The following is a 20,058-nucleotide window of genomic DNA, read 5'->3' as shown; positions in this document are numbered from 1 at the left end:
AGCGGACGAGCAAGGACGGTGGCGATGACGCACACGAAGCACGATCCGGCCGCAGAGCCGGGCCGGTCGGCGCGGCCGGCGACCCCGGCGCGACCCCGGCGCACACGGCGCGCACGACTCGCGGTCCTCGCGGCGGTCGCCGCAGCCGGACTCGTCCTCTCGGGATGCTCCATCCAGATCACGAGTGAGCAGGACCCCTCGATCCCCGCGAACACGATGCTGCTCGCGGCCGACAAGGGAACGCCGATGATGGAGCGCAACTTCAACCCGTACGCCGTGAACAAGCGCGTCGCGGCCAGTTACATCTACGAGCCGCTCACCGTCATCAACGTCCTCGACGGCAAGCAGACCATGTGGCTGGCCAGTGCCGTCTCGCTGCCCGACCCGAAGACGATCGACTACACGATCCGCAGCGGTGTCGACTGGTCCGACGGCAAGCCGTTCACGCCGGCCGATGTGGAGTTCACCTTCGATCTGATCAAGAAGTTCCCCGCCCTCGACCTCAAGGGCGCGTGGCAGCACATCGACACCATCGAGGTGAAGGGCCAGCATGTGCTCTTCCACCTCAAAGAGGAAGACGCCCCGGCGGCCGACATCATTTCGCAGACGCTGATGGTGCCCCAGCACATCTGGAAAGACGTGGCGCATCCCGACACCTGGCGCGACCCGAATCCCGTCGGCACCGGTCCGTACACACTCGGCAACTTCTCCTCGCAGCAGTACACGATGAACAAGAACCCGATGTATTGGCAGGCCGACACGATCGAGGTCGAACACCTGGTGCTGCCGGCCTCCACCAGCCAGCTGGACATCGTGACCAAAGGCTTCGACTGGGCGTACGCGTTCATGAGCGATGTGCAGGGCACCTGGGTCTCGGCGAACCCGAACAACAAGTACTGGTTCCCGCCGGGCGGGGTGATCAGCCTCATGCCGAACTTCACGGTCGCGCCGTTCGACAACCTCGACGTGCGCCGCGGGATCGCCCTGGCGCTCGACCGCGACAAGATCGCCGATGCCGCGACCGAAGGCTATATGTCGGCCGCCGGCCAGACCGGGTTGATGCTGCCCAACCAGAAGAGCGAACTCGACCCGAGCATTCCGAACCAGGGGCTGATCGCACAGGACACCAAAGGCGCTTTGGCTGCGTTCGCCTCCGCGGGGTACACGCAGAAGGGCGGCAAGCTCGTCGACAGCACGGGCAAACAGTTCTCGTTCTCGATCACCACGGCCAACGGGTACACCGACTGGCTGCGGGCCGTGCAGGAGGTGCGCAAGGAGCTCGGCGACCTGGGCATCGACGTGACGATCAAGCAGCCGCAGCCACCGGGATACCAGCAGGCGATCCAGAACGGCGACTTCCAGGTCGCGATGGGAGGCATGGGAGGCGGAGTCATCTTCCAGGCGTACAACGGGCTGCTCAACAGCGCCTTCGCAACCCCCATCGGCACTGCCACGGCGAGCAACTTCGGCCGCTACAAGAACGCGACGACGGATGCGCTGCTGCAGCAGTACAAGACCACGACCGATGAGAAGGTGCGGCTGCAGCTCAGCTACCGCTTGCAGCAGACGGTGTACGACCAGCTGCCCGTGATCGGTCTGTACTACGGCGGGCTCTGGGGCCTGTACAACGACGCCAAGTTCACCGGATGGCCCGACGCGAAGAACCCGTACGCGCCGCCGCAGACCTACGACCAGACCCCATTGCTGGTCTTCACCCATCTGAAGCTGCGGAAGGAGGGCGAGTAGCCCCATGGCCTACGCACTGCGAAAACTCGGCCTCTTCGTGCTCACCCTGTGGGCAGCCGTCACCCTCAACTTCCTGCTCCCGCGGCTCATGCCGGGCTCGCCGACGGATGCCGCGATCGCGAAACTCTCGCAGAACGGTCCCGTCACCCAGGCCACCAAGAACGCGATCGAGGCCCAGCTCGGTGTTCCGGGCGGCAACCTCTGGGATCAGTACGTGAGCTACCTGCACCAGGTCGTCACGTTCGACTTCGGTGTCTCCTACACCTTCTATCCGCAGTCGGTCTCCGAGCTCGTCGGTCAGGCTTTCCCCTACACGATCGTCCTGCTCGGCATCGTGACGATCGTGGCCTTCGTGATCGGCACTCTGATCGGCGTGCTCGCCGCTTGGCGCCGGAACACGTGGCTCGACTCGCTTCCGACGCTGACCGGAACCTTCGCGAGCACCTTCCCTTACTTCTGGACGGCGCTGCTGCTGCTGTTCTTCCTCGGTTATGTGCTGCACTGGTTCCCGACATCGGGCGCCTTCGGTCCGACGGCGACACCGGCTTTCACCTGGAACTTCATCGTCGACGTGGCGTATCACGCGGTGCTGCCGGCGGTGACGATCCTGATCACCTCGATCGGCGGCTGGATCCTCGGGATGCGCAACGCCATGATCAACACCCTCGGCGATGACTACGTGACCTTCGCCGAGGCGAACGGTCTCAAGGGCCGCACCGTCGCGATGAAGTACGCCGCGCGCAACGCGATCCTGCCCAACCTGACCGGCTTCGGGCTCGCGCTCGGTGGCGTGGTCGGCGGATCGATCCTCGTCGAGCAGGTGTTCGGCTACCCGGGTATCGGCTTCCTGCTGTTCAACGCCGTGATCGGCCAGGACTACCCGCTCATGCAGGCGCTGTTCCTGCTCATCACGGTGAGCGTGCTCGTCGCCAACTTCCTCGTCGACATCCTGTACGGCGTACTCGACCCAAGGACACGCCGATGACGTCGACTCAGAACATCAAATCCATCTCGGCCGATGCCACGCGCCCGCCGCGCCGGTTCGCCGCTCTCGGCCGTATCGCCGCGACGCTCTGGTCGAACTGGAAGGCCAGGCTCGGCCTGATCATCCTCGCGTTCTTCGTGCTCGTCGCGATCTTCGCGCCGCTGCTCGCGCCATACGGCGCCAGCCAGGACGGCTTCCCGCGCAACGCCGACTCCAGCGCGGCCCACTGGCTCGGCACGACGGCGGCCGGCGAGGATGTGCTCAGCCAGCTCATCTACGGCGCCCGCATCAGCGTCGCTGTCGGGTTCATCGCCGGCGCGCTCTCCACCGTCGTCGCCGTGCTGATCGGTCTGAGCTGGGGCTACATCCGGGGCTTCGGTGCCGAGGTCGTGAACTTCTTCGTCAACCTGTTCCTCGTCATCCCGGGCCTGCCCCTCATGATCGTGATCGCCGCCTACCTGCAGAACGGAGGCCTGGTGATGATCGTGACGGTGATCGTGATCACGGGTTGGGCGTGGGGCGCCCGCGTGCTGCGCAGCCAGACGCAGTCGCTGCGGTCGCGCGATTTCGTCACCGCCGCCCGGTTCTCCGGCGACCGTCCGTTCCGGATCGTGTTCAGCGAGATCCTCCCCAATATGACCTCGCTGATCACCGGCAGTTTCTTCGGAGCGGCGACCAGCGCGATCCTCGCGGAGGCCGGGCTGGAGTTCCTCGGTCTCGGTGACTCCTCGATCGTCAGCTGGGGCACCATCCTCTACTGGGCGCAGAACTCGAATGCCCTCCTCACCGGGCAGTGGACGCTGCTCTTCGCGCCCGGACTCTGCATCGCGCTGCTCGCGATGAGCCTGACGCTCGTCAACTTCGGTGTCGATGCCATCAGCAACCCGCGCCTGCGGGAAGGCCGCCGCGTGCGCGGTAGTCGTCGCACCGAGGAAAGGAAGGACCGATGACCGAGCTCCTCGAGGTCCGCGATCTCTCCGTCGTCTACGAGTCGGCCGGCCAGCGGCCGGTGCAGGCGGTCGACCACGTGTCGTTCACCGTCGGCGCGGGCGAGTTCATCGGGCTCGTCGGAGAGTCGGGGTCGGGCAAGTCAACGCTCGGCTTCGCCGTGACCCGGCTGCAGAAGCCGCCCGCCCGCACCAACGGCGGCGAGATCCTGTTCGGCGGCCACGACATCCGCGAGCTCGGCAAGGAGGCCTTGCGCCGCCAGCGGCAGGGCGGCTTCGCGATGGTGCTCCAATCGGGCATGAACGCCCTCAACCCGGTGCGCACGATCCGCAACCACTTCGTCGACATCTTCCGCGCCCACGGCCATGTGCCGCGCGGGCGCTGGGACGATCGGATGACCGAGCTCGTCGAGAAGGTCGGGCTGACCCCTCCGGTGCTCGCGCGCTTCCCGGGCGAGCTGTCCGGCGGGATGCGCCAGCGCGTCTCGATCGCGCTCGCGCTCTCCCTGGAGCCCCAGCTGATGGTGTTCGACGAGCCGACCACCGCGCTCGACGTGCTCGTTCAGCACGCCATCATGGACACCATCACCGAGCTGCAGCGCGCCGAGGGTTTCACTGCGATCCTGATCAGCCACGACCTCGGCGTCGTGCTCGAAGCCACCCAGCGTGTGCTGGTGATGCACGACGGCCGGATCGTCGAGGATGCGCCGAGCCACCGCATCCTCGAGAGCCCGCAGGACCCGTACACCCGGATGCTCCTCAGCCACTATGCCGACCCGCGCGCCGAGGTGGTCGAGCTGCCCGGCTTCCCGGCCCGCGGTGCCCGCGAGCGGGCCGATGCGGTCGACAGTGCCGCCACCTCCACGGCATCCGCACGCCACGGGCGCTCGGCCGAATCGGCCATCGTCGTCGATGGTGTCTCGAAGATCTACCCGCCGCCCCGCCGCGGCGAGAAACCGGTGACAGCTGTCGACACTGTGTCGTTCACGCTCGAGCCGGGGCAGTCCCTCGCCCTCGTGGGCGCCTCCGGCAGCGGCAAGTCCACGATCGCCAAACTGGTGACCGGGGTCGAGAGACCGACGTCGGGGAGCGTGCGGTTCGGCGAGTTGGACGTTCCGCGCCTCCGGCGGTCGGGCATCCGCACCCTGCACAAGAACGTGCAGATGATCTTCCAGGACCCGTATGCGGCACTGAACCCCTTGCACACCGTCGAGTACACGCTGACCCGCCCGATCGTGAACTTCACCGGTCTGCATGGCAAGGAGGCCCGCCACCGGGTTCTCGAACTGCTGGAGACGGTCGGGCTCACCCCGGTCGAACAGTTCGCGTCGAAGCTTCCGCACCAGCTCTCGGGCGGCCAGCGTCAGCGAGTGGTGATCGCCCGGGCGCTCGCCAGCGACCCGCAGGTGCTCATCGCCGACGAGCCCGTCTCGATGCTCGACGTGTCGCTGCGGGCCGGAGTGCTCGCTCTGCTCGAGAATCTGCGCGAGCGCTGGGGTGTCTCGATGCTCTACATCACACACGATCTGCTCTCGGCGCGGTTGGTGACCGACGACATCATGGTGCTGAACGGCGGCCGCGTCGTCGAACGTGGCCGCACTGCCGACGTGCTGCAGCATCCCACCGACCCGTACACGATCGGCCTGCTCGATGCGGTGCCCAATCCGGCCCGCGCGAGACAGGCGCCGGCGTGACGGCCGCCGACGCGTTCGAGACCCCGAACGTCACCGACATCGACAAGAAGCCCGACCTCATCAAGACATTGGAGCACGCGTGCTGACCTTCCCCGACGGCTTCCTGTGGGGGGCGGCGACCGCCGCCCACCAGATCGAAGGCAACAACATCAACAGCAATTGGTGGGTGCACGAGCACACGCCGGGCACCTCGATCGTGGAACCCTCCGGCGACGGCATGGACAGCTACCACCGCTACCGCGAAGACATGCGGTTGCTCGCCGACGCCGGCCTCAACACTTACCGGTTCAGCGTCGAGTGGGCGCGGATCGAACCGGAGCGAGGCTACGTCTCCCGTGCTGAGATCGACCACTACCGCCGCATGGTCGACGCGGCCCACGAGTTCGGCCTGAACCCGGTCGTGACGCTGATGCACTTCACTGTTCCGCGCTGGTTCGAACGTGACGGCTTCTGGCGCGCATCCGACGCCGCCGACCTGTTCGCGCGCTACACCGAACTGGCCTTGCCGATCGTCTCAGACGGTGTCGACTACGTCTGTACGATCAACGAGCCGAACATCGCCGCGATGCTCGCCGGCGGTGAGGACGCCGCCAACCTCGTGGCTTTCGGGCTGCCCAATCCCGACCTCGGCGTCGCGGATGCGCTGCTCGCATCGCACCGCCGATCGCGAGAGGTGTTGTCGCAGGTCGCCGGGCTGAAGAGCGGGTGGACCATCGCCACCCAGGCCTTCCGCTCCACCGGGGAGCCGGGCGCGGACGAGATGCTTCGCGAGTACGGCTACTCGCGCGACGACTGGTACCTGGAACAGTCGGCCGGGGACGACTTCGTGGGCGTGCAGGCCTACACCCGCACCTTCATCGGCCCGAACGGCCCGCTGCCGGTCGCCGATGACGTTGAGACGACGCTCACCGGCTGGGAGTTCTACCCGCCTGCGGCGGCCGAGGGCGTGCGCAGCGCCTGGGAGCTCTCCGGGGGCGTCCCCGTGATGATCACCGAGAACGGCATCGCGACGGCAGACGACGAACGCCGCATCGCCTACACCGCGGCCGCCCTGCGCGAGCTGCACGCGACGATCGAAGACGGCATCCGACTCGAGGGCTATCTGCACTGGAGCGCGCTCGACAACTACGAGTGGGCGAGCGGATACCGTCCCACATTCGGTCTCATCGCGGTCGACCGCGCGACCTTCGCGCGCACCCCCAAGCCCTCACTCGCCTGGCTCGGTTCGGTCGCCCGCTCCAACGGTCTCGCCTGAGTGGGCCCGGGCCCGTGCGATGCGGCCGATGCCCCGAGGTGGGTTCGACGTCGATGAGTTCTGGCCGGACCCCGCTACGTCAGCCGCCGCGACAGGTGAACGGTAACGAGGTCACCGAGCCCCTTGCCGAGTTGTTTGCGCAGTTTGGCGCTGACCGAGAGCATATGACCGCCGCGACCGGTGACCGTGAGACCGACGCTGGTGAGCGAAATGCCGTCGATCGTGGCGTCGACACGCACCGCCTTCTTCGTGCCGAAGAACTCGGCCGACCCCGGCATCTCGACGCACGACCAGAGCTCGCCCTTCACGTCGACGCCGATCGGTGCGGTGAAGGCGTGGTCGAGTGCGGCAGGAAGGTCGGTCATCGTCTGCTCTCCTCCGTGAGAGTTCGTCGTGCGCCGGGACTGGTGCCCTCTCGGCACCGTTGGCACTGTATCTCCGTGTCGCTCCGGCGACGAGGGGGCTAGGGTCGGAACGGTGAGCATCGATCCCGCAGACCCGCGAGCAGTGGCCGAATTCGTGCGCCGACAGGCGATCGGTGTCGTCGCGACCGTCACCGCCGAGGGGCGCCCTGAGGCTGCCCTGGTCGGGCTGACCGCGCGGGATGACGGCACCCTGATCTTCGACGCCCCGATCGGCTCCAGGAAGATCGCCAACATCGGGGCCGTCTCCGAGGTCGCCGTCGTCGTCGGGACCGACGGAGACCTGTCTGTGCAGCTCGAAGGGTCGGCGTCGATCGCGACAGGCGACGATCGCCTCGCCTTGGGCGCTTCGTACACCGAACAGTTCCCGGGTTCGCGGGCGCTCGACGACGATTTCGCGATCGTCGCCGTCGAGATCGCTTGGGTGCGTGTGTACGATACGGGCGCGCATCCCGCGGTCGTCGACGAAGCCCGCTGGCGGTGACCTTCCGCGTGCGAAGCAGGTAATGACGCACCCTCCCTCCCGCCGTCGCACGGGCCTACCGTGAACGCATGGTCGCAGAATCTGCGCTCTCAACCTGAAGGAGAACCGCCATGCACTACCGCCCTCTCGGCCGCACCGGCGTGCAGGTCAGCCCGCTCTGTCTCGGCGCGATGATGTTCGGCTCGTGGGGCAACGACGATCGCGCCGATGCCATCCGCATCATCCATCGGGCGCTGGATGCGGGGATCAACTTCATCGACACCGCCGACGTCTACTCCGGCGGCGTCTCGGAGGAGATCGTCGGCGAGGCGATCCAGGGCCGGCGCGACGATGTCTTCCTGGCGACGAAGTTCTTCATGCCGATGGGCGATGACCAGAACCGGCGCGGCGGCTCCCGCCTCTGGATCCTGCGCGAGGTCGAGGACTCGCTGCGCCGCCTGAACACCGACCACATCGACCTCTACCAGGTGCACCGCCCCAGCCCCGACACAGACGTCGAGGAGACGCTCAGCGCGCTCACCGACCTCGTGCGGCAGGGCAAGGTGCGCTACATCGGCTCCTCGTCGTACGCGGGCTCGCAGATCGTTGAAGCCCAGTGGGCCTCCCGCGAGCGCAACCTGGAACGGTTCGTCACCGAGCAGCCGCCCTACTCGATCATGGTCCGCGGGATCGAGGAAGACGTGCTCCCGGCCATCCGTCGGCACGGCATGGGGTCGCTCACTTACAGCCCGCTGGGCGGCGGTTGGCTCTCCGGTCGGTGGCGCAAGGACGCCGCCGGGGCGCCGACCTCGGCCGTGCGGCCCCGCGCCCGGTTCGACATGAGCACGCCGGCCAACCAGCGCAAACTGGACATCGTCGAGGGCCTCGCGCTCCTCGCCGAAGAGTCGGGCATGACCCTCATCGAACTGGCGATCGCCTTCGTGCTCAACCACCCCGCCGTGACCTCGGCGATCGTAGGCCCGCGCACGATGGAACAGCTCGAGTCGTACCTCCCGGCCGCGGAGATCACGCTCACGCCCGACATCTTGGACCGCATCGACGAACTCGTTCCGCCCGGTCTGACCGTCAACCCCGACGACAACAGCTACGGCATGCACGAGCTGACCCCGGAGGCCCGCCGACGCTGAGCGCCGGCGAACGCCCACCTCGCGGCGAACCCCGTCCGCCGCGAGGTGGGCCTGTGGCGACGTGCAGGCCTATCCGATTCGCGCGTGAGGCACCGCGGGGTGTCGCCGCCCCACCCAGAGTTGGGCCGTCACACCGCCGATCAGCACCAGCAGGGCTGCACCCCACCCGCCGAGGAGTGCCGCGCCGACCCGGTCGATTCGGGCTTCGACGGGTCGCAGCGACTGCCCCGCGAGAATCACACGTCCGCCGCTGCGCTGAGCGACGACCGCGAGCCGGATGCCCGGTCGCGGCTGCCAGGTCACGCGGTCCGAGCCGTTCGCGAACGCTGTCGCGATCACCCCGCTGGGCACCTCCGCGAGGCGACCGTCGAGGTAGGCGTCGCCCGCGACGGCTCGTGCCGCTCGGTCGTAGATCACGAAGAACGGCTGCAGACTTCTCGCCAGGTCGACCCTGGCCTCACCTCCGGCGGGTGCGCCCGCCGACGCGACCTCGGAGGCGAGCCGCTGGCCCGCATCGTCGGCGCTGGAACGATTGAGCTGTTGCAGGCCCACGTAGATGGCGGCGACGGCGACGGTCATCACGAATGCGCCGACCAACCAGGGCACGAGCACTCACAGTCAGCCTCCAGATGGAAATTCAGCAATGCATACATAGTAGTGTTCACGACCTCATGGCCGGTCGCCACGTCCACAAATTCTCCGAGCAAGTCGTCCGTGGGAGCGCTGGATGCGGCGCGGCGGCATGTCCGAACCACCGGTCTTCGGCATCGGTCCTGGAAACGAGAAATCGGCCCCGAACAGTCTTGTGTCCGGGGCCGATTCCTCGTGCGGTGTTAGTTGACGGCCGCCCAGGCTCCGTTCGGAGTTGTTGGTACCTGGTTTCGGCTGTACCAACGCGCGGTGTACTTCTGGCCGTTGTAGACGACTACGTCACCGGTGTTGAAGATGCGTGACGGAGTCCAGACCGCCACTCCGTCGGACGTGGAGGCGATTTCCTGCCAGGGGCCGGTTGCACTGCCCGGTGCCTCGTTGCGGGTGTACCAGGTGGCCAGGAATGTCTTGCCCTGGTAGTTCACCTTGTCTCCGGCGTTGAACACGCGAGATGCCGTCCATACAGTGCCACCGTCCTCAGCGATTGCGATCTGCTGCCAGGCACCAGTATTGCTGGAGCCGGGCACCTCGCCTTTCGAGTACCAGAGCGCCGTGTAGACCTGGCCGTTGTAGCTGACCGTGTTGCCCGCGCCGTACGTGGCGGCCGGGTCCCACGCGGTGGGAAGCGTCACCGTGACGGTTGTGTCTGCGGTGGCAGCCGTGAGGTTCTCGTTCCCCTGGTAGCTGACGGTCAGGCTGTGCTGCCCGCCGGCAAGCCCGACGGGCAGATCGAAAGTGGCCTGACCGTTCGCCAACGTTGCCGTTCCGCGACTGGTGGAGCCTTCCGTCACGGCAACCGTCCCGGAGGCCTCAGCCGCGGCGGAACTCACCGTGACAGTCACCTTCGCCGAGGTTCCCCATGCTGCGGAGACGGCGGGAGCGTTGACGGTAGGAACTGCTTTCCCGACGGCGAACTCCTGGGTCACCGGATCTGCAGCCGTGTGCGAAGCGTCACCGTCCTGGGATGCGGTGACTGTACATGTGCCGACGCCCGTCACATGGACGGTGTTTCCGCTGACTGAGCAGGGCCCTGTACTGGTGATGGTGACTGGAAGTCCTGCGCTGGACGCAGGGTTGATGGTGAAGTCGGCGTCCCCGACGGTTGCGTCGGCGATCGGGTCGAAGCTGATCGTCTGCGCGACCTTGTCGGCGATGGTGACCGTATCCCAGATCAACGGGGTGTCGTCGAAGGCGACCGCGATCTGAAACGACCCGGTTCCGAGCGAGGCCGGCACCACAACCGAACCAGTTTCGTTCGCGTCGAACGGAACGGTGCCCAGGTCGGTGACCGTTCCGCTGGCTGCGACGGCGTAAGCGTGACCGCTGACGTTCGCGTGGGATGCAGCGTTGGCGGTGCCCGCCACGGCGGCGTTGAGTGCGACTGTGCTGCCGGGTGTGACCGTGTCTGTGCTGATCAGCGAGGACAGCTGGCGGGCGCTGGTCAGGTCAGCCGGCTGTGGTGCCTGCTGGACGAGCTTCCACTGCTGCGCGTAGTCGGCGCTCGGGTTGCCGGTGGTGGAGATGGCCGACTGGACGGTCACGTTTGAACCTGCGGTGGCGCCGGTCACGTACATCTGCGGGTTCTTGACCGACTGCAGCTTGACGTAGCCATCGCTGGACGCGACGAGGGTCCAGTTCTTGTCGGTCCCTCCGTCGTCGACCCACTGGGTGAGTTTCGAGCCTGCGACAGCCGATCCTTGCCAGATGCCAACTGAACGACCGCCGGCCTTGTTGAGAAGGGTGACGCTTCCAGCCCGATGCGTGAGGTGCCAGCGCTGCGTGTCATTCGCCGGGTTGTCGGCCCAGCTGATGATGTCGGGGATGTCGCCGGTGAGGTTGGCGTCCTGGGTCTTGTCTGCCGCGGCGCTGAGCACCTGACCGGTCTGGCGATTGACGATGGAGTAGTAGGCACCATCGGAATGTCCCAGGTCGACGTCTCCGAAGCGTACGGGGCCGACAGCGTTGCTGCCCCACGACGCTTGCAGGATTTCCAGTCGGCCGGTGCCCTGCACGTACTGCAGGTTGCGACTGTACCCGGACGGAAGCGGTGTCTGGTATTCCTTCCACGCGCCGGTGCTGCTGCCGGAGGCGTTGACCCAGACGTCGCCGCTACCGGCGGCGTTGTAAACCAGTCGTCCGTCGGGCAGGCGGATCAGTACCGGGCTTCCGCCGAGTGCCAGGGTCTTTGAGCTGGTTACCGGCAGGGAGTTGATCTGCTTTCCGGCGGGGTCCCCGTCGGCGAAGAACTTCAGCGGGTCATCGGCGATCTTGTATCGAACGTTGTTGCCGCCGGCCCAGTACTCGTAGGTCAGCAGCCATTTGCCGTCCGTGGTCGGCACGATGTTGGTCATGCCTGGGCGACCGCCGCCGATTTCAGTCTTGCCGTTGCCCATGTTCGTGGTGATCCCGGAGACATCCACCACGGGTGAGCTCCAAGCGCCGACACCGTCCCAGGTTTTGTGGGCCAGGATCTGGCCGCCCGAGTCGGGGGCGGTAGCGTTCGCGGGGTCGAGGATGGGCACGCCGGTGGTCGGGTCGTAGCCCAGGTAGTCGTTCTCGTCCGAGTAGTAGACGACCAACTTCCCCTGGTACATCATCAGGTAGGGCTCCCACACAGGGTCCTGTGCCTGGTTCGGTCCGGTGGCGACGATGTCCACCATGCTCCACGTCTGTCCCTGGTCGGTGCTTGAGTACAGCGCGATGGCGATGTTCTGGCGGTTGCCGTTGCCGGACGGGTTCGGTGCGATGTCGTCCCCCGAGACGACATCCGCCAGGAGAAGGGTGCCCGCTTTGAGGTTTCCGAGGTCCTGGGGGAGGACGTAGAAGAACGGGTTCGTCCAGTTGCTGGTGTAGGGGGCGTACTTCGGGTCGCTGCTGAGAGAGGCCGGTGGTGCGATGTCGGTCAGCTTCTGCCAGCTCGTGCCGTAGTCGTCGCTCTTGAAAAGCGGCAGCTTCTGGCCCACGACGGCACCCTGCGAGTCCTCGAAACCGGCCACCAGACGACCACTCGGCAGCTGGGCGGACTTTGGATAGAGCACACACGGGTACTTGTTGCAGTTGGAGGCGCTTTGCGCCGGGTAGAGCGTCTGAGCGGTGGGCTGATATGCCGAGGCGCTCATCCCTCCAACCAGGGTCGCGCCGAGAACAGCACCTACAGCTGTCACGGACGCGAGGGTGCTTCGTAATGTTCGTCGCATCGTTGCGGCTCCTTCGGTGAGGGGGGTGTAGCGCCGTCAGTTTCGACCATTGCCCATGCCCGAACCAAGGAAACGGAAAACCTTTCGCCATCGCAGTAGCGTTCGCATGCGATATCGCCGAGGGGAACATTCAAATCACGAAAACTTTTCCGTATTGGCCGATTTGTTTGCGTGGGCTTTCGCGGTCGAACTACGGTCAACTCGACAACCCGAAGTAGACGGACCTCGACCGTCTCGAACCTGCATACAGCACACTTGAAAGAGAGCCAACGATGCCTCGTAGCAATCCCTTGCGGCGACGTCGGACGCGTGCCGCGTCCGTTGCCATCCTCACCACGGTCGCCCTCGCTGGCGCACTCACCGCATGCTCCTCTGGCAGCGGAAGCGCGAGCGGGCCGACCACGTTGTGGGCACTGACCGGAGATCAGACCGGTGTCGTCGAGCCGGCCGTGAAGGCGTGGAACGACGCCAACCCGAAGCAGAAGATCACTGCTCAGTACTTCGCGAACGACGCCTACAAGACCAAGATCAAGACGGCGGTCGGCGCCGGGTCCGCCCCGACCATCATCTACAGCTGGGCGGGCGGCACCCTCGAGAACTACGTCAAGGCGGGCAAGGTCGCCGACCTGACGAAGGACACGGCGTCTGTCAAGGACAAGTACAACGACTCCGTCTGGAACCTCGGCGTCGTTGACGGTAAGACGTACGCCGTCCCGATGGACCCCTCCTACCCGGTGCTGCTGTACTTCAACAAGGATGTTCTGGACAAGGCGGGCATCGACGTCCCCAAGACCTGGGATGACATCCTGGCCGCCATCCCGAAGCTCAAGAGCGCTGGCGTTCTCCCCTTCGCCCTCGCCGGTGGCAGCAAGTGGCCGGAACTGATGTGGGAGGAGTACCTCGTCGACCGTGTCGCCGGCCCGGACGCCTTCAAGGCTGTTGAGGAGGGCAAGAAGGACGCCTGGAGCGACCCCGGCATCATCAAGGCGAACACGATGATCCAGCAGCTGGTAGACGCAGGCGCGTTCGGCAGCGACTTCAACTCGGTCGTCGCTGACAGCAATGCAGACGTTGCCCTTCTCTACACGGGCAAGGCCGCAATGCTGCTCCAGGGCGCGTGGGCGTACGGTTCCTTCCAGTCCGGCGCCGCAGACTTCACCAAGTCCGGACTCGGCTACACGAACTTCCCTGCCGTCGATGGTGGAAAGGGCGACCCGAAGGACATTGTCGGCAACGTCTCCGGCTACTTCTCGGTGTCCGCAAACGCGTCGGAGCAGCAGAAGAAGGACGCAGTCGACTTCCTCACCAAGGGTGTCTTCGACGACGCGTACACCAAGCGACTGCTCGACAGCGGCCAGGTTCCGCCCATCAAGGGCGTGTCGAACCTCATCGAAGGCGGCACGGACTCGTTCCTCGGGCAGACCGCCTCGCTGATCGATCAGGCGCCGAGCTTCCAGATGTCCTGGGACCAGGCACTGCCGTCCGCTCAGGCGACTGCCCTTCTGACCAACCTGGACAAGCTGTTCAGCAAGCAGATCACGCCGAAGCAGTTCTCCGACGCGATGAACGAGACGATCGGCAAGTAACTCCATGTCGTCAAGCACCATCAAGGCCGGCGGGGCGCGACTGCGCTCCGCCGGCCCGTCCGGCTGGTACCTGGTTCCGGCTCTTGCTGTTTTCGCCCTGTTCGCTATCGTCCCCCTCGTCGTTGCGCTGTGGCTCAGCCTGACCACATGGGACGCGATCTCCAGTCCGACCTATGTGGGCCTGGACAACTGGGCGCAAGTACTCGCGGATAACGGCACCTGGCACTCCCTCCTGCTGACGCTTGAGGTCGTCGTCCTGTCCTGGATCTTCCAGACTCCGATCAGTCTGCTGTTGGGAGTTTTCGTCGCCGGACGTCAGCGGTACCGCGCCTTCCTGGCGGCGATCTACTTCGTGCCGCTCATCCTGTCTTCGGCGGCGATCGGTATCGCTTTCAAGGCGATCCTCGACCCGAACTTCGGGCTCGCCGACTCGCTGGGTCTTCCGTGGCTGAAGCAGAACTGGCTCGGCTCACCGGCCCTGATCCTGCCCGTCGTTGTATTCGTCATCGCCTGGCAGTTCGTTCCGTTCCACACGCTCCTGTACCAAGGCGGCGCCCGTCAGATCCCGGCCAGTCTCTACGAAGCCGCGCAGATCGACGGCGCCTCCCGGATGCAGCAGTTCTTCTCCATCACCCTGCCGCAGCTGAAGTACACGATCATTACCTCGTCGACCCTGATGATCACGGGCTCCTTGACCTACTTCGATGTCGTGTTCATCCTCACCGGTGGGGTGCCGTCGGACTCGATCAACATCCTCCCGATCAACATGTACGTCACTGGGTTCTCCGCCGGACAGTTCGGCACCGCGAGTGTGCTGGCGATCATCCTCGCCGTAATCGGCCTGGTCGTCTCGCTCGTGCTCACCAAATTCAGCGGCTTCAACCGCATGTCCAGCCAGCAGGAAGGGGCATGATGAGCGCGCTCACGCAGCCCAAAACCCGCGACGTCGCCAGCTCGCGCCGCGCGGCACCGCGCACAAGCCGTACCTCGAAACGACCGAACATTCTCGGCGCGATCGGCGGGTACATCTGGCTTGCTGTGATCATCCTCCCGATCTACTACATCGTGATCACCAGCATCCGGCCGCAGGAAGGGTTCTACTCCTCAAACCAGTTGCTTCCCCCGGCGAACCCGACGCTCGACCAGTACGGGCTTGTGCTGCAGAGCGACTTCTTCCTCTACCTCTTTAACAGTGCTGTCGTCACGATCGTCAGCGTCGCGGTAACCGTGTTGCTGAGTTTGGGTGCCGCCTACGCCATCGTCCGCTCGAACACGCGGTTCACCCGGATCGGTTTCACGATCTTCCTCATCGGGTTGGCGGTCCCACTACAGGCGACGATCATTCCGCTGTTCTACATGATGAGCAAAGTGGGCCTGTACGACTCGCTACTCGCTCTGATCCTGCCGTCCATCGGGTTCGCTATCCCGTTGACCGTGTTGGTCCTCAGCAACTTCTTGCGTGACCTGCCGAACGAGTTGTTCGAGTCGATGCGGGTCGACGGCGCATCGAACTGGAGGATGCTCGTCTCCCTGGTGGCGCCGCTGTCCCGTCCGGCGTTGATCACCGTGGTCATCTACGACGCGCTGACCGTCTGGAACGGGTTCCTCTTCCCCCTGGTCCTCACTCAGAGTCCGGACAAACGAACCCTTCCGCTGTCGCTGTGGACATTCCAGGGCCAGTTCAGCGTGAACATCCCGGCAACTCTCGCGGCAGTTGTGCTTTCGACCCTGCCGATCTTCGCGCTGTACCTGGTTGGCAGGCGACAGCTCGTCGCCGGTATTACGGCAGGATTCGGGAAATGACCCGAACTGAGGTGACGATACCCGGAGGCCATCGCACGACGCTGACAGCGGTTGCTCGCGCAGCCGGCGTGTCGATCGGTACGGTGTCGAAGGTCGTGAACGGTCGCACCGGAGTCGGAACCGACACCCGCAAACGTGTTCAGGAGGCGATCGGAGAACTCGGCTACGTCAGCATCGGCGAACGTCAGCAGAGCACCATGACACGCGGCGAGATCAGCGTCGAGCTTCTGTTGGACTCCAAGGACATCGCCAACCCGTACATCTCCACTTTCCTGCAGGGCGTCATGGACGCTGCGGGCAAGTTCGATGTCGGTGTGACGCTGAGGAACCTCACCGGCGTCGAACGGCGCGATCCCGTGCCGTGGGCGCAGAAGCTCGCCCGGTCCGGTCGGAGCGGCGTGATCGAGCTCACGAGTGCGTACTCTGCTGAGCGCGCGAAGGCGCTTCGCGCTGTCGGTCTGCAGATGGTTCTCGTCGACCCGATCGATGTCCCGAGAACGTCGATTCCCAGTATTGGTGCGACGAACTGGCAAGGCGCGTACGCCGCGACACGTCACCTGCTTGAACTTGGCCACACCCGGATCGCGTACATTGGCGGTCCCGAAGGTGCTGCCTGCGACCTTGCCCGCGCTCACGGTTGGGCGGCGGCGATGGCCGAGGACGGCATCGCCGTCGATGCCACCGCAGTCCCGCGAGGCGGCTACACGTTCGATCACGGCCTGAGCGCTGCCACAGCCATCCTCGCCAGCGACGACCGTCCAACAGCGATCTTCGCCGGAAGCGACGTCAGCGCGACTGGTGTGCTCGAGGCTGCTCGGCGAGCCGGGCTCACCGTGCCTGACGACCTCAGCGTGGTCGGCTTCGACGACACCCACATCGCGTCGATCTCCACGCCTCCCTTGACGGCGGTCCACCAGCCGATCGCGGACATCGGGCGGACAGCCCTGTCAACGCTGCTGCGCCTCGCACGCGGCGAAGCGTTGGTGACCAAACGGATCGAACTCTCCACGGAGCTCGTTGTCCGCGCCTCAACAACCACTCCGCCGGAGACGATTCGGCCCGCCGCCTTTTCCTCTGCTCAGAACGGAACGCAATGACTATCGCCGATGAGACGACCGAGCTGTGGCGCGACCCCACACGATCGCCAGACGAACGAGCCGCGGCACTGCTTCAGCAGATGTCCCTGAGGGAGAAACTGCAGCAGTTGGGCAGCACTTGGCCGGACGCCGAAGGGGCGGGCGGGGACGTGGCACCCATGCAGGACACCCTGCTGCGGGCTGAACCATTCGACGATGCGGTCAAAGACGGTCTCGGCCAGATCACCCGACCGTTCGGAACGGCGCCGATCGAAGTGCGTGCCGGGCGCAGCAAACTCGTTGAGCTGCAGAACCGGGTGATGGAGGCAAACCGGTTCCGCATCCCGGCGATCGCTCACGAAGAGTGCCTGACGGGCTTCACCGCGTGGACCGCGACCGTGTATCCGACACCGCTGGCATGGGCAGCGACCAACGACCCTGAGCTCGTGGAAGAGATGGCGGCAGCCATCGGCGAAGACATGCGCTCCCTCGGCATCCATCAGGGTCTCTCGCCGGTGTTGGACGTGGTGCGTGACTACCGGTGGGGGCGCGTCGAAGAGACGCTCGGTGAGGACCCCACCCTTGTCGGCGAGCTTGCCACCGCTTACGTCAGAGGGCTTCAGTCGTCCGGGCTGATCGCAACGCTCAAACACTTCGCCGGCTACTCAGCCTCCCGCGGCGCCCGCAACCACGCGCCCGTGTCGATGGGGTCGCGGGAGTTCGCGGACGTCGTCCTTCCCCCGTTCGCGCGCGCCGTGATTGAAGGCAAGGTGCGCTCGGTCATGAACTCGTATGCCGATGTGGATGGGGTACCGCCGGCCGCTGACGCTCGACTCCTCACGAACCTTTTGCGTGACGAGTGGGGTTTCGAAGGGACGGTGGTCTCCGACTACTGGGCGATCCCGTTCCTGCAGTCCACCCACCGCGTCGCATCGACGATCACCGACGCCGGGATCCAATCGTTGAAGGCGGGGATGGACGTCGAGCTGCCGCACACGCTCGGGTTCAACGACGACCTGCTCGAGGCGGTCGGCGATGGTCGTCTGCAGGAGAGCGCAATCGATGTGGCGGCTCTCCGTGTCATCCGACAGAAGGCGGAACTCGGGCTGCTGGACCCCTCCTGGGCACCCGAGATCGACGGACTTCCTGAGATTGACCTTGACTCTCCACGCAATCGCGACATCGCCCGAAGGGTTGCCGAAGAGTCGGTCATTCTGCTCCAGAACGACACCCAGCTGCTGCCCCTTGCCGCGGCGCCGTCCATCGCGGTCATCGGCCCGGGAGCTGACGACGCCGGCTGCCTGTTCGGCTGCTACTCGTTCCCGAACCATGTCGTCGCTGGCCACCCCGAGGTCGGAATCGGTATCGACGCTCCCACGATCCTCGAGGGCGTCCGAGCCGAATATCCGGGCAGCTCGATCAGTTACGAGCAAGGAACTTCCATCAGTGGGACGGATCTCGGTGGAATAGACGCCGCGGTTGCCGCGGCAGCTTCGGCGGACATCACGATCCTCGTCGTAGGCGATCGTTCCGGCATGTTCGGTAACGGAACGTCGGGCGAAGGCTGTGATGTGACCACGCTTGAGCTTCCTGGCGTGCAGACCCAGTTGGTTGACCGCGTCTTGGAAGCAAGCAGCAACGTGATCCTGCTGGTTGTCTCCGGCCGACCGTATGCGATCGGAGATGCCGCGAGCCGCGCAGCTGCCGCCCTGCAGGTCTTCTTTCCCGGCGAGGAGGGCGCTTCGGCCATCGCTGGTGTTCTCTCCGGGCGAGTCGAACCCTCCGGTCGGCTGCCAGTCCAGATTCCGGGCGGCAGGGCAAGCCAGCCAGGCACCTACCTCGCCGCTCCGCTCGCGCTGCGTAGCGACGGGGTCAGCAACATCGACCCCACGCCGGCGTACCCGTTCGGCTACGGCTTGTCTTACTCGCAGCTGACGATCGACGACGCCCGAGTCGATCGCGAAGAGATCGAAACGGACGGGGAAGTGCGCGTCACCGCGGCGATCGCGAACGTCGGTAGTCGTTCCGCGTGGCACATTCCGCAGCTCTATCTGAGCGACCCGGTCGCGTCGGTCACCCGCCCAGTTCGGGCGCGGTTGGCGTCGCGTCGGGTGTTCCTTGAGCCGGGGCAGAGCGCCGAGGTCACGTTCGAGGTCCACACTGACGTGCTCGGGTTCACGGGGCGAGAGCTGCGGCGTCAGGTTGAGGCAGGCGAGTTGATCTTCACGGTCGCGCAAGACGCTGCCGACGACGGCAGGTCTGTGTCCGTCGTCCTCAGCGGAGAGACACGGTACACCCCGGCTGCTCGCCGATACTCGGTCGGCAGCGAAGCGACGCTTTCGCGCTGACGTCAAGTTTCCCGACCGCGGGCTGTTATCGGCGTCAGCGGTCGGGAATTCCATCTATTCGGCGAGGGTGAAGGGCGTCCTCACATACGGCTCCGGCGGCGCGGGAAGTGCAGTGTCGGTGCCCTGTTCGAGGATCTGTCTGCGCGCGTCGATGACGTTCAAATTCCGAATCGTTTCCTCGTCGGAACGTTTCGTCGCCCTCCATGCCACTAGGACGCGGCGCACCGCGTGGAACTCCAACGCAGCCTGTTCCGCGTCCTTGATGAAGTTCAGTTCGTAGAGGACTTGCCGGACGCGTTCGGCGACGACCCGTTCCTTCTTGTTGGTCATCACCACTAGCGCCTCGACGGCGGTATCAAGCTCGGCGCGGTCAGGCTCAGGCGTGACGACGATGCGCTCATCCCACCCGTTCTTTACCGCTAACAGCGACTGGTGCGCCCGCGCTTTCAACGTTGACTGGAACATGGCGTAGTCGCGTGTGAATGCTTGGATTGCACGGATGAGCGCGACTACCCCGGCGTCAACATCACCACGCCGCCGAGTGCGAAGTTCGTGGCGGTAGAGGTAGATGCTGACCAGGGCGGCCACCGCGGCACCAACGATGGTGGCAAGAAGCGTTGCCGTGAAGCCGTCCCAGTCGAATCCGGATAACGCATCGGCGACTCTCGCCACCTCGCACGTGAGATCTGCTCCCGAACAACTCATAGAAGCACTCTAGGTGGCAGCGGATATCGCAT

Annotated in this window: 16 protein-coding genes; 12 read left to right on the top strand and 4 right to left on the bottom strand. The window is 65.5% G+C overall.

From position 1 onward, the window contains the following. Positions 1-24 precede the first annotated feature (24 nt). The 5 genes from K5L49_RS11280 (at position 25) to K5L49_RS11260 (ending at position 6,627) form a co-directional block, all read left to right on the top strand. Positions 25-1,746 (top strand): ABC transporter substrate-binding protein, encoded by a 1,722-nt coding sequence (locus K5L49_RS11280; RefSeq protein WP_223692804.1) that lies wholly within the window; start codon positions 25-27, stop codon positions 1,744-1,746. A 4-nt stretch (positions 1,747-1,750) separates the two neighbouring features. Next, positions 1,751-2,731, top strand: coding sequence for an ABC transporter permease (locus tag K5L49_RS11275; RefSeq protein ID WP_223692802.1), 981 nt, complete (start codon positions 1,751-1,753; stop codon positions 2,729-2,731). Further along, positions 2,728-3,681 (top strand): ABC transporter permease, encoded by a 954-nt coding sequence (locus K5L49_RS11270; protein ID WP_223692800.1) that lies wholly within the window; start codon positions 2,728-2,730, stop codon positions 3,679-3,681. Before K5L49_RS11275 ends, K5L49_RS11270 begins: the two co-directional genes overlap by 4 nt. Further along, complete coding sequence (locus K5L49_RS11265; RefSeq protein ID WP_223692798.1) at positions 3,678-5,372, top strand: ABC transporter ATP-binding protein; 1,695 nt, start codon at positions 3,678-3,680, stop codon at positions 5,370-5,372. Before K5L49_RS11270 ends, K5L49_RS11265 begins: the two co-directional genes overlap by 4 nt. Before the next feature lie 79 nt (positions 5,373-5,451). Beyond that, entirely contained in the window at positions 5,452-6,627 is a 1,176-nt protein-coding gene (locus K5L49_RS11260; protein ID WP_223692796.1) for a glycoside hydrolase family 1 protein, read from the top strand. 74 nt (positions 6,628-6,701) lie between these two features. On the opposite strand, the gene K5L49_RS11255 is transcribed toward K5L49_RS11260, so the two are convergent. Beyond that, positions 6,702-6,992 (bottom strand): DUF1905 domain-containing protein, encoded by a 291-nt coding sequence (locus tag K5L49_RS11255; protein WP_223692794.1) that lies wholly within the window; start codon positions 6,990-6,992, stop codon positions 6,702-6,704. A 112-nt stretch (positions 6,993-7,104) separates the two neighbouring features. Between K5L49_RS11255 and K5L49_RS11250 the strand changes: the two genes are divergently transcribed. Together K5L49_RS11250 and K5L49_RS11245 are read left to right on the top strand one after the other, a co-directional pair. Continuing rightward, entirely contained in the window at positions 7,105-7,533 is a 429-nt protein-coding gene (locus K5L49_RS11250) for a pyridoxamine 5'-phosphate oxidase family protein (RefSeq protein WP_223692792.1), read from the top strand. Between the two features lie 110 nt (positions 7,534-7,643). Then, the gene (locus tag K5L49_RS11245; RefSeq protein WP_223692791.1) at positions 7,644-8,660 is read left to right on the top strand and encodes an aldo/keto reductase; all 1,017 of its coding nucleotides are present in this window, start codon (positions 7,644-7,646) and stop codon (positions 8,658-8,660) included. A 69-nt stretch (positions 8,661-8,729) separates the two neighbouring features. Here K5L49_RS11245 and K5L49_RS11240 read toward each other — a convergent pair whose 3' ends face one another. Both K5L49_RS11240 and K5L49_RS11235 read right to left on the bottom strand, forming a co-directional pair. Next, positions 8,730-9,266 carry a hypothetical protein gene (locus K5L49_RS11240; RefSeq protein ID WP_223692789.1) on the bottom strand — a complete coding sequence of 179 codons (537 nt, stop codon included), beginning with the start codon at positions 9,264-9,266 and terminating at the stop codon, positions 8,730-8,732. Positions 9,267-9,493: 227 nt separating this feature from the next. Further along, the gene (locus K5L49_RS11235) at positions 9,494-12,475 is read right to left on the bottom strand and encodes a carbohydrate-binding protein (protein WP_223692787.1); all 2,982 of its coding nucleotides are present in this window, start codon (positions 12,473-12,475) and stop codon (positions 9,494-9,496) included. A gap of 305 nt (positions 12,476-12,780) precedes the next feature. Between K5L49_RS11235 and K5L49_RS11230 the strand changes: the two genes are divergently transcribed. The 5 genes from K5L49_RS11230 to K5L49_RS11210 are packed head-to-tail and all read left to right on the top strand — an operon-like array spanning position 12,781 to position 19,321. After that, entirely contained in the window at positions 12,781-14,094 is a 1,314-nt protein-coding gene (locus K5L49_RS11230; RefSeq protein ID WP_223692785.1) for an extracellular solute-binding protein, read from the top strand. Between the two features lie 4 nt (positions 14,095-14,098). Next, positions 14,099-15,007 (top strand): carbohydrate ABC transporter permease, encoded by a 909-nt coding sequence (locus K5L49_RS11225; protein ID WP_223692784.1) that lies wholly within the window; start codon positions 14,099-14,101, stop codon positions 15,005-15,007. Next, on the top strand, positions 15,007-15,897 hold the full coding sequence (locus K5L49_RS11220) for a carbohydrate ABC transporter permease (protein ID WP_223692782.1): 891 nt from the start codon (positions 15,007-15,009) through the stop codon (positions 15,895-15,897). The genes K5L49_RS11225 and K5L49_RS11220 overlap by 1 nt, the downstream gene beginning before the upstream one ends. Further along, the gene (locus K5L49_RS11215; protein WP_223692781.1) at positions 15,894-16,994 is read left to right on the top strand and encodes a LacI family DNA-binding transcriptional regulator; all 1,101 of its coding nucleotides are present in this window, start codon (positions 15,894-15,896) and stop codon (positions 16,992-16,994) included. Before K5L49_RS11220 ends, K5L49_RS11215 begins: the two co-directional genes overlap by 4 nt. Continuing rightward, complete coding sequence (locus K5L49_RS11210; protein WP_223692779.1) at positions 16,991-19,321, top strand: beta-glucosidase family protein; 2,331 nt, start codon at positions 16,991-16,993, stop codon at positions 19,319-19,321. The genes K5L49_RS11215 and K5L49_RS11210 overlap by 4 nt, the downstream gene beginning before the upstream one ends. A 54-nt stretch (positions 19,322-19,375) precedes the next feature. Here K5L49_RS11210 and K5L49_RS11205 read toward each other — a convergent pair whose 3' ends face one another. After that, positions 19,376-20,026, bottom strand: a complete 651-nt coding sequence (locus K5L49_RS11205) for a hypothetical protein (protein ID WP_223692777.1) — start codon at positions 20,024-20,026, stop codon at positions 19,376-19,378. Positions 20,027-20,058 lie beyond the last annotated feature (32 nt).

This window comes from Leifsonia poae (genome assembly GCF_020009625.1).
In the GTDB taxonomy this organism is placed as follows: Bacteria; Actinomycetota; Actinomycetes; order Actinomycetales; family Microbacteriaceae; genus Leifsonia; species Leifsonia poae_A.
Note: the sequence above shows the minus strand (reverse complement) of the source record. Positions and strands in the feature narration are given on the sequence as shown.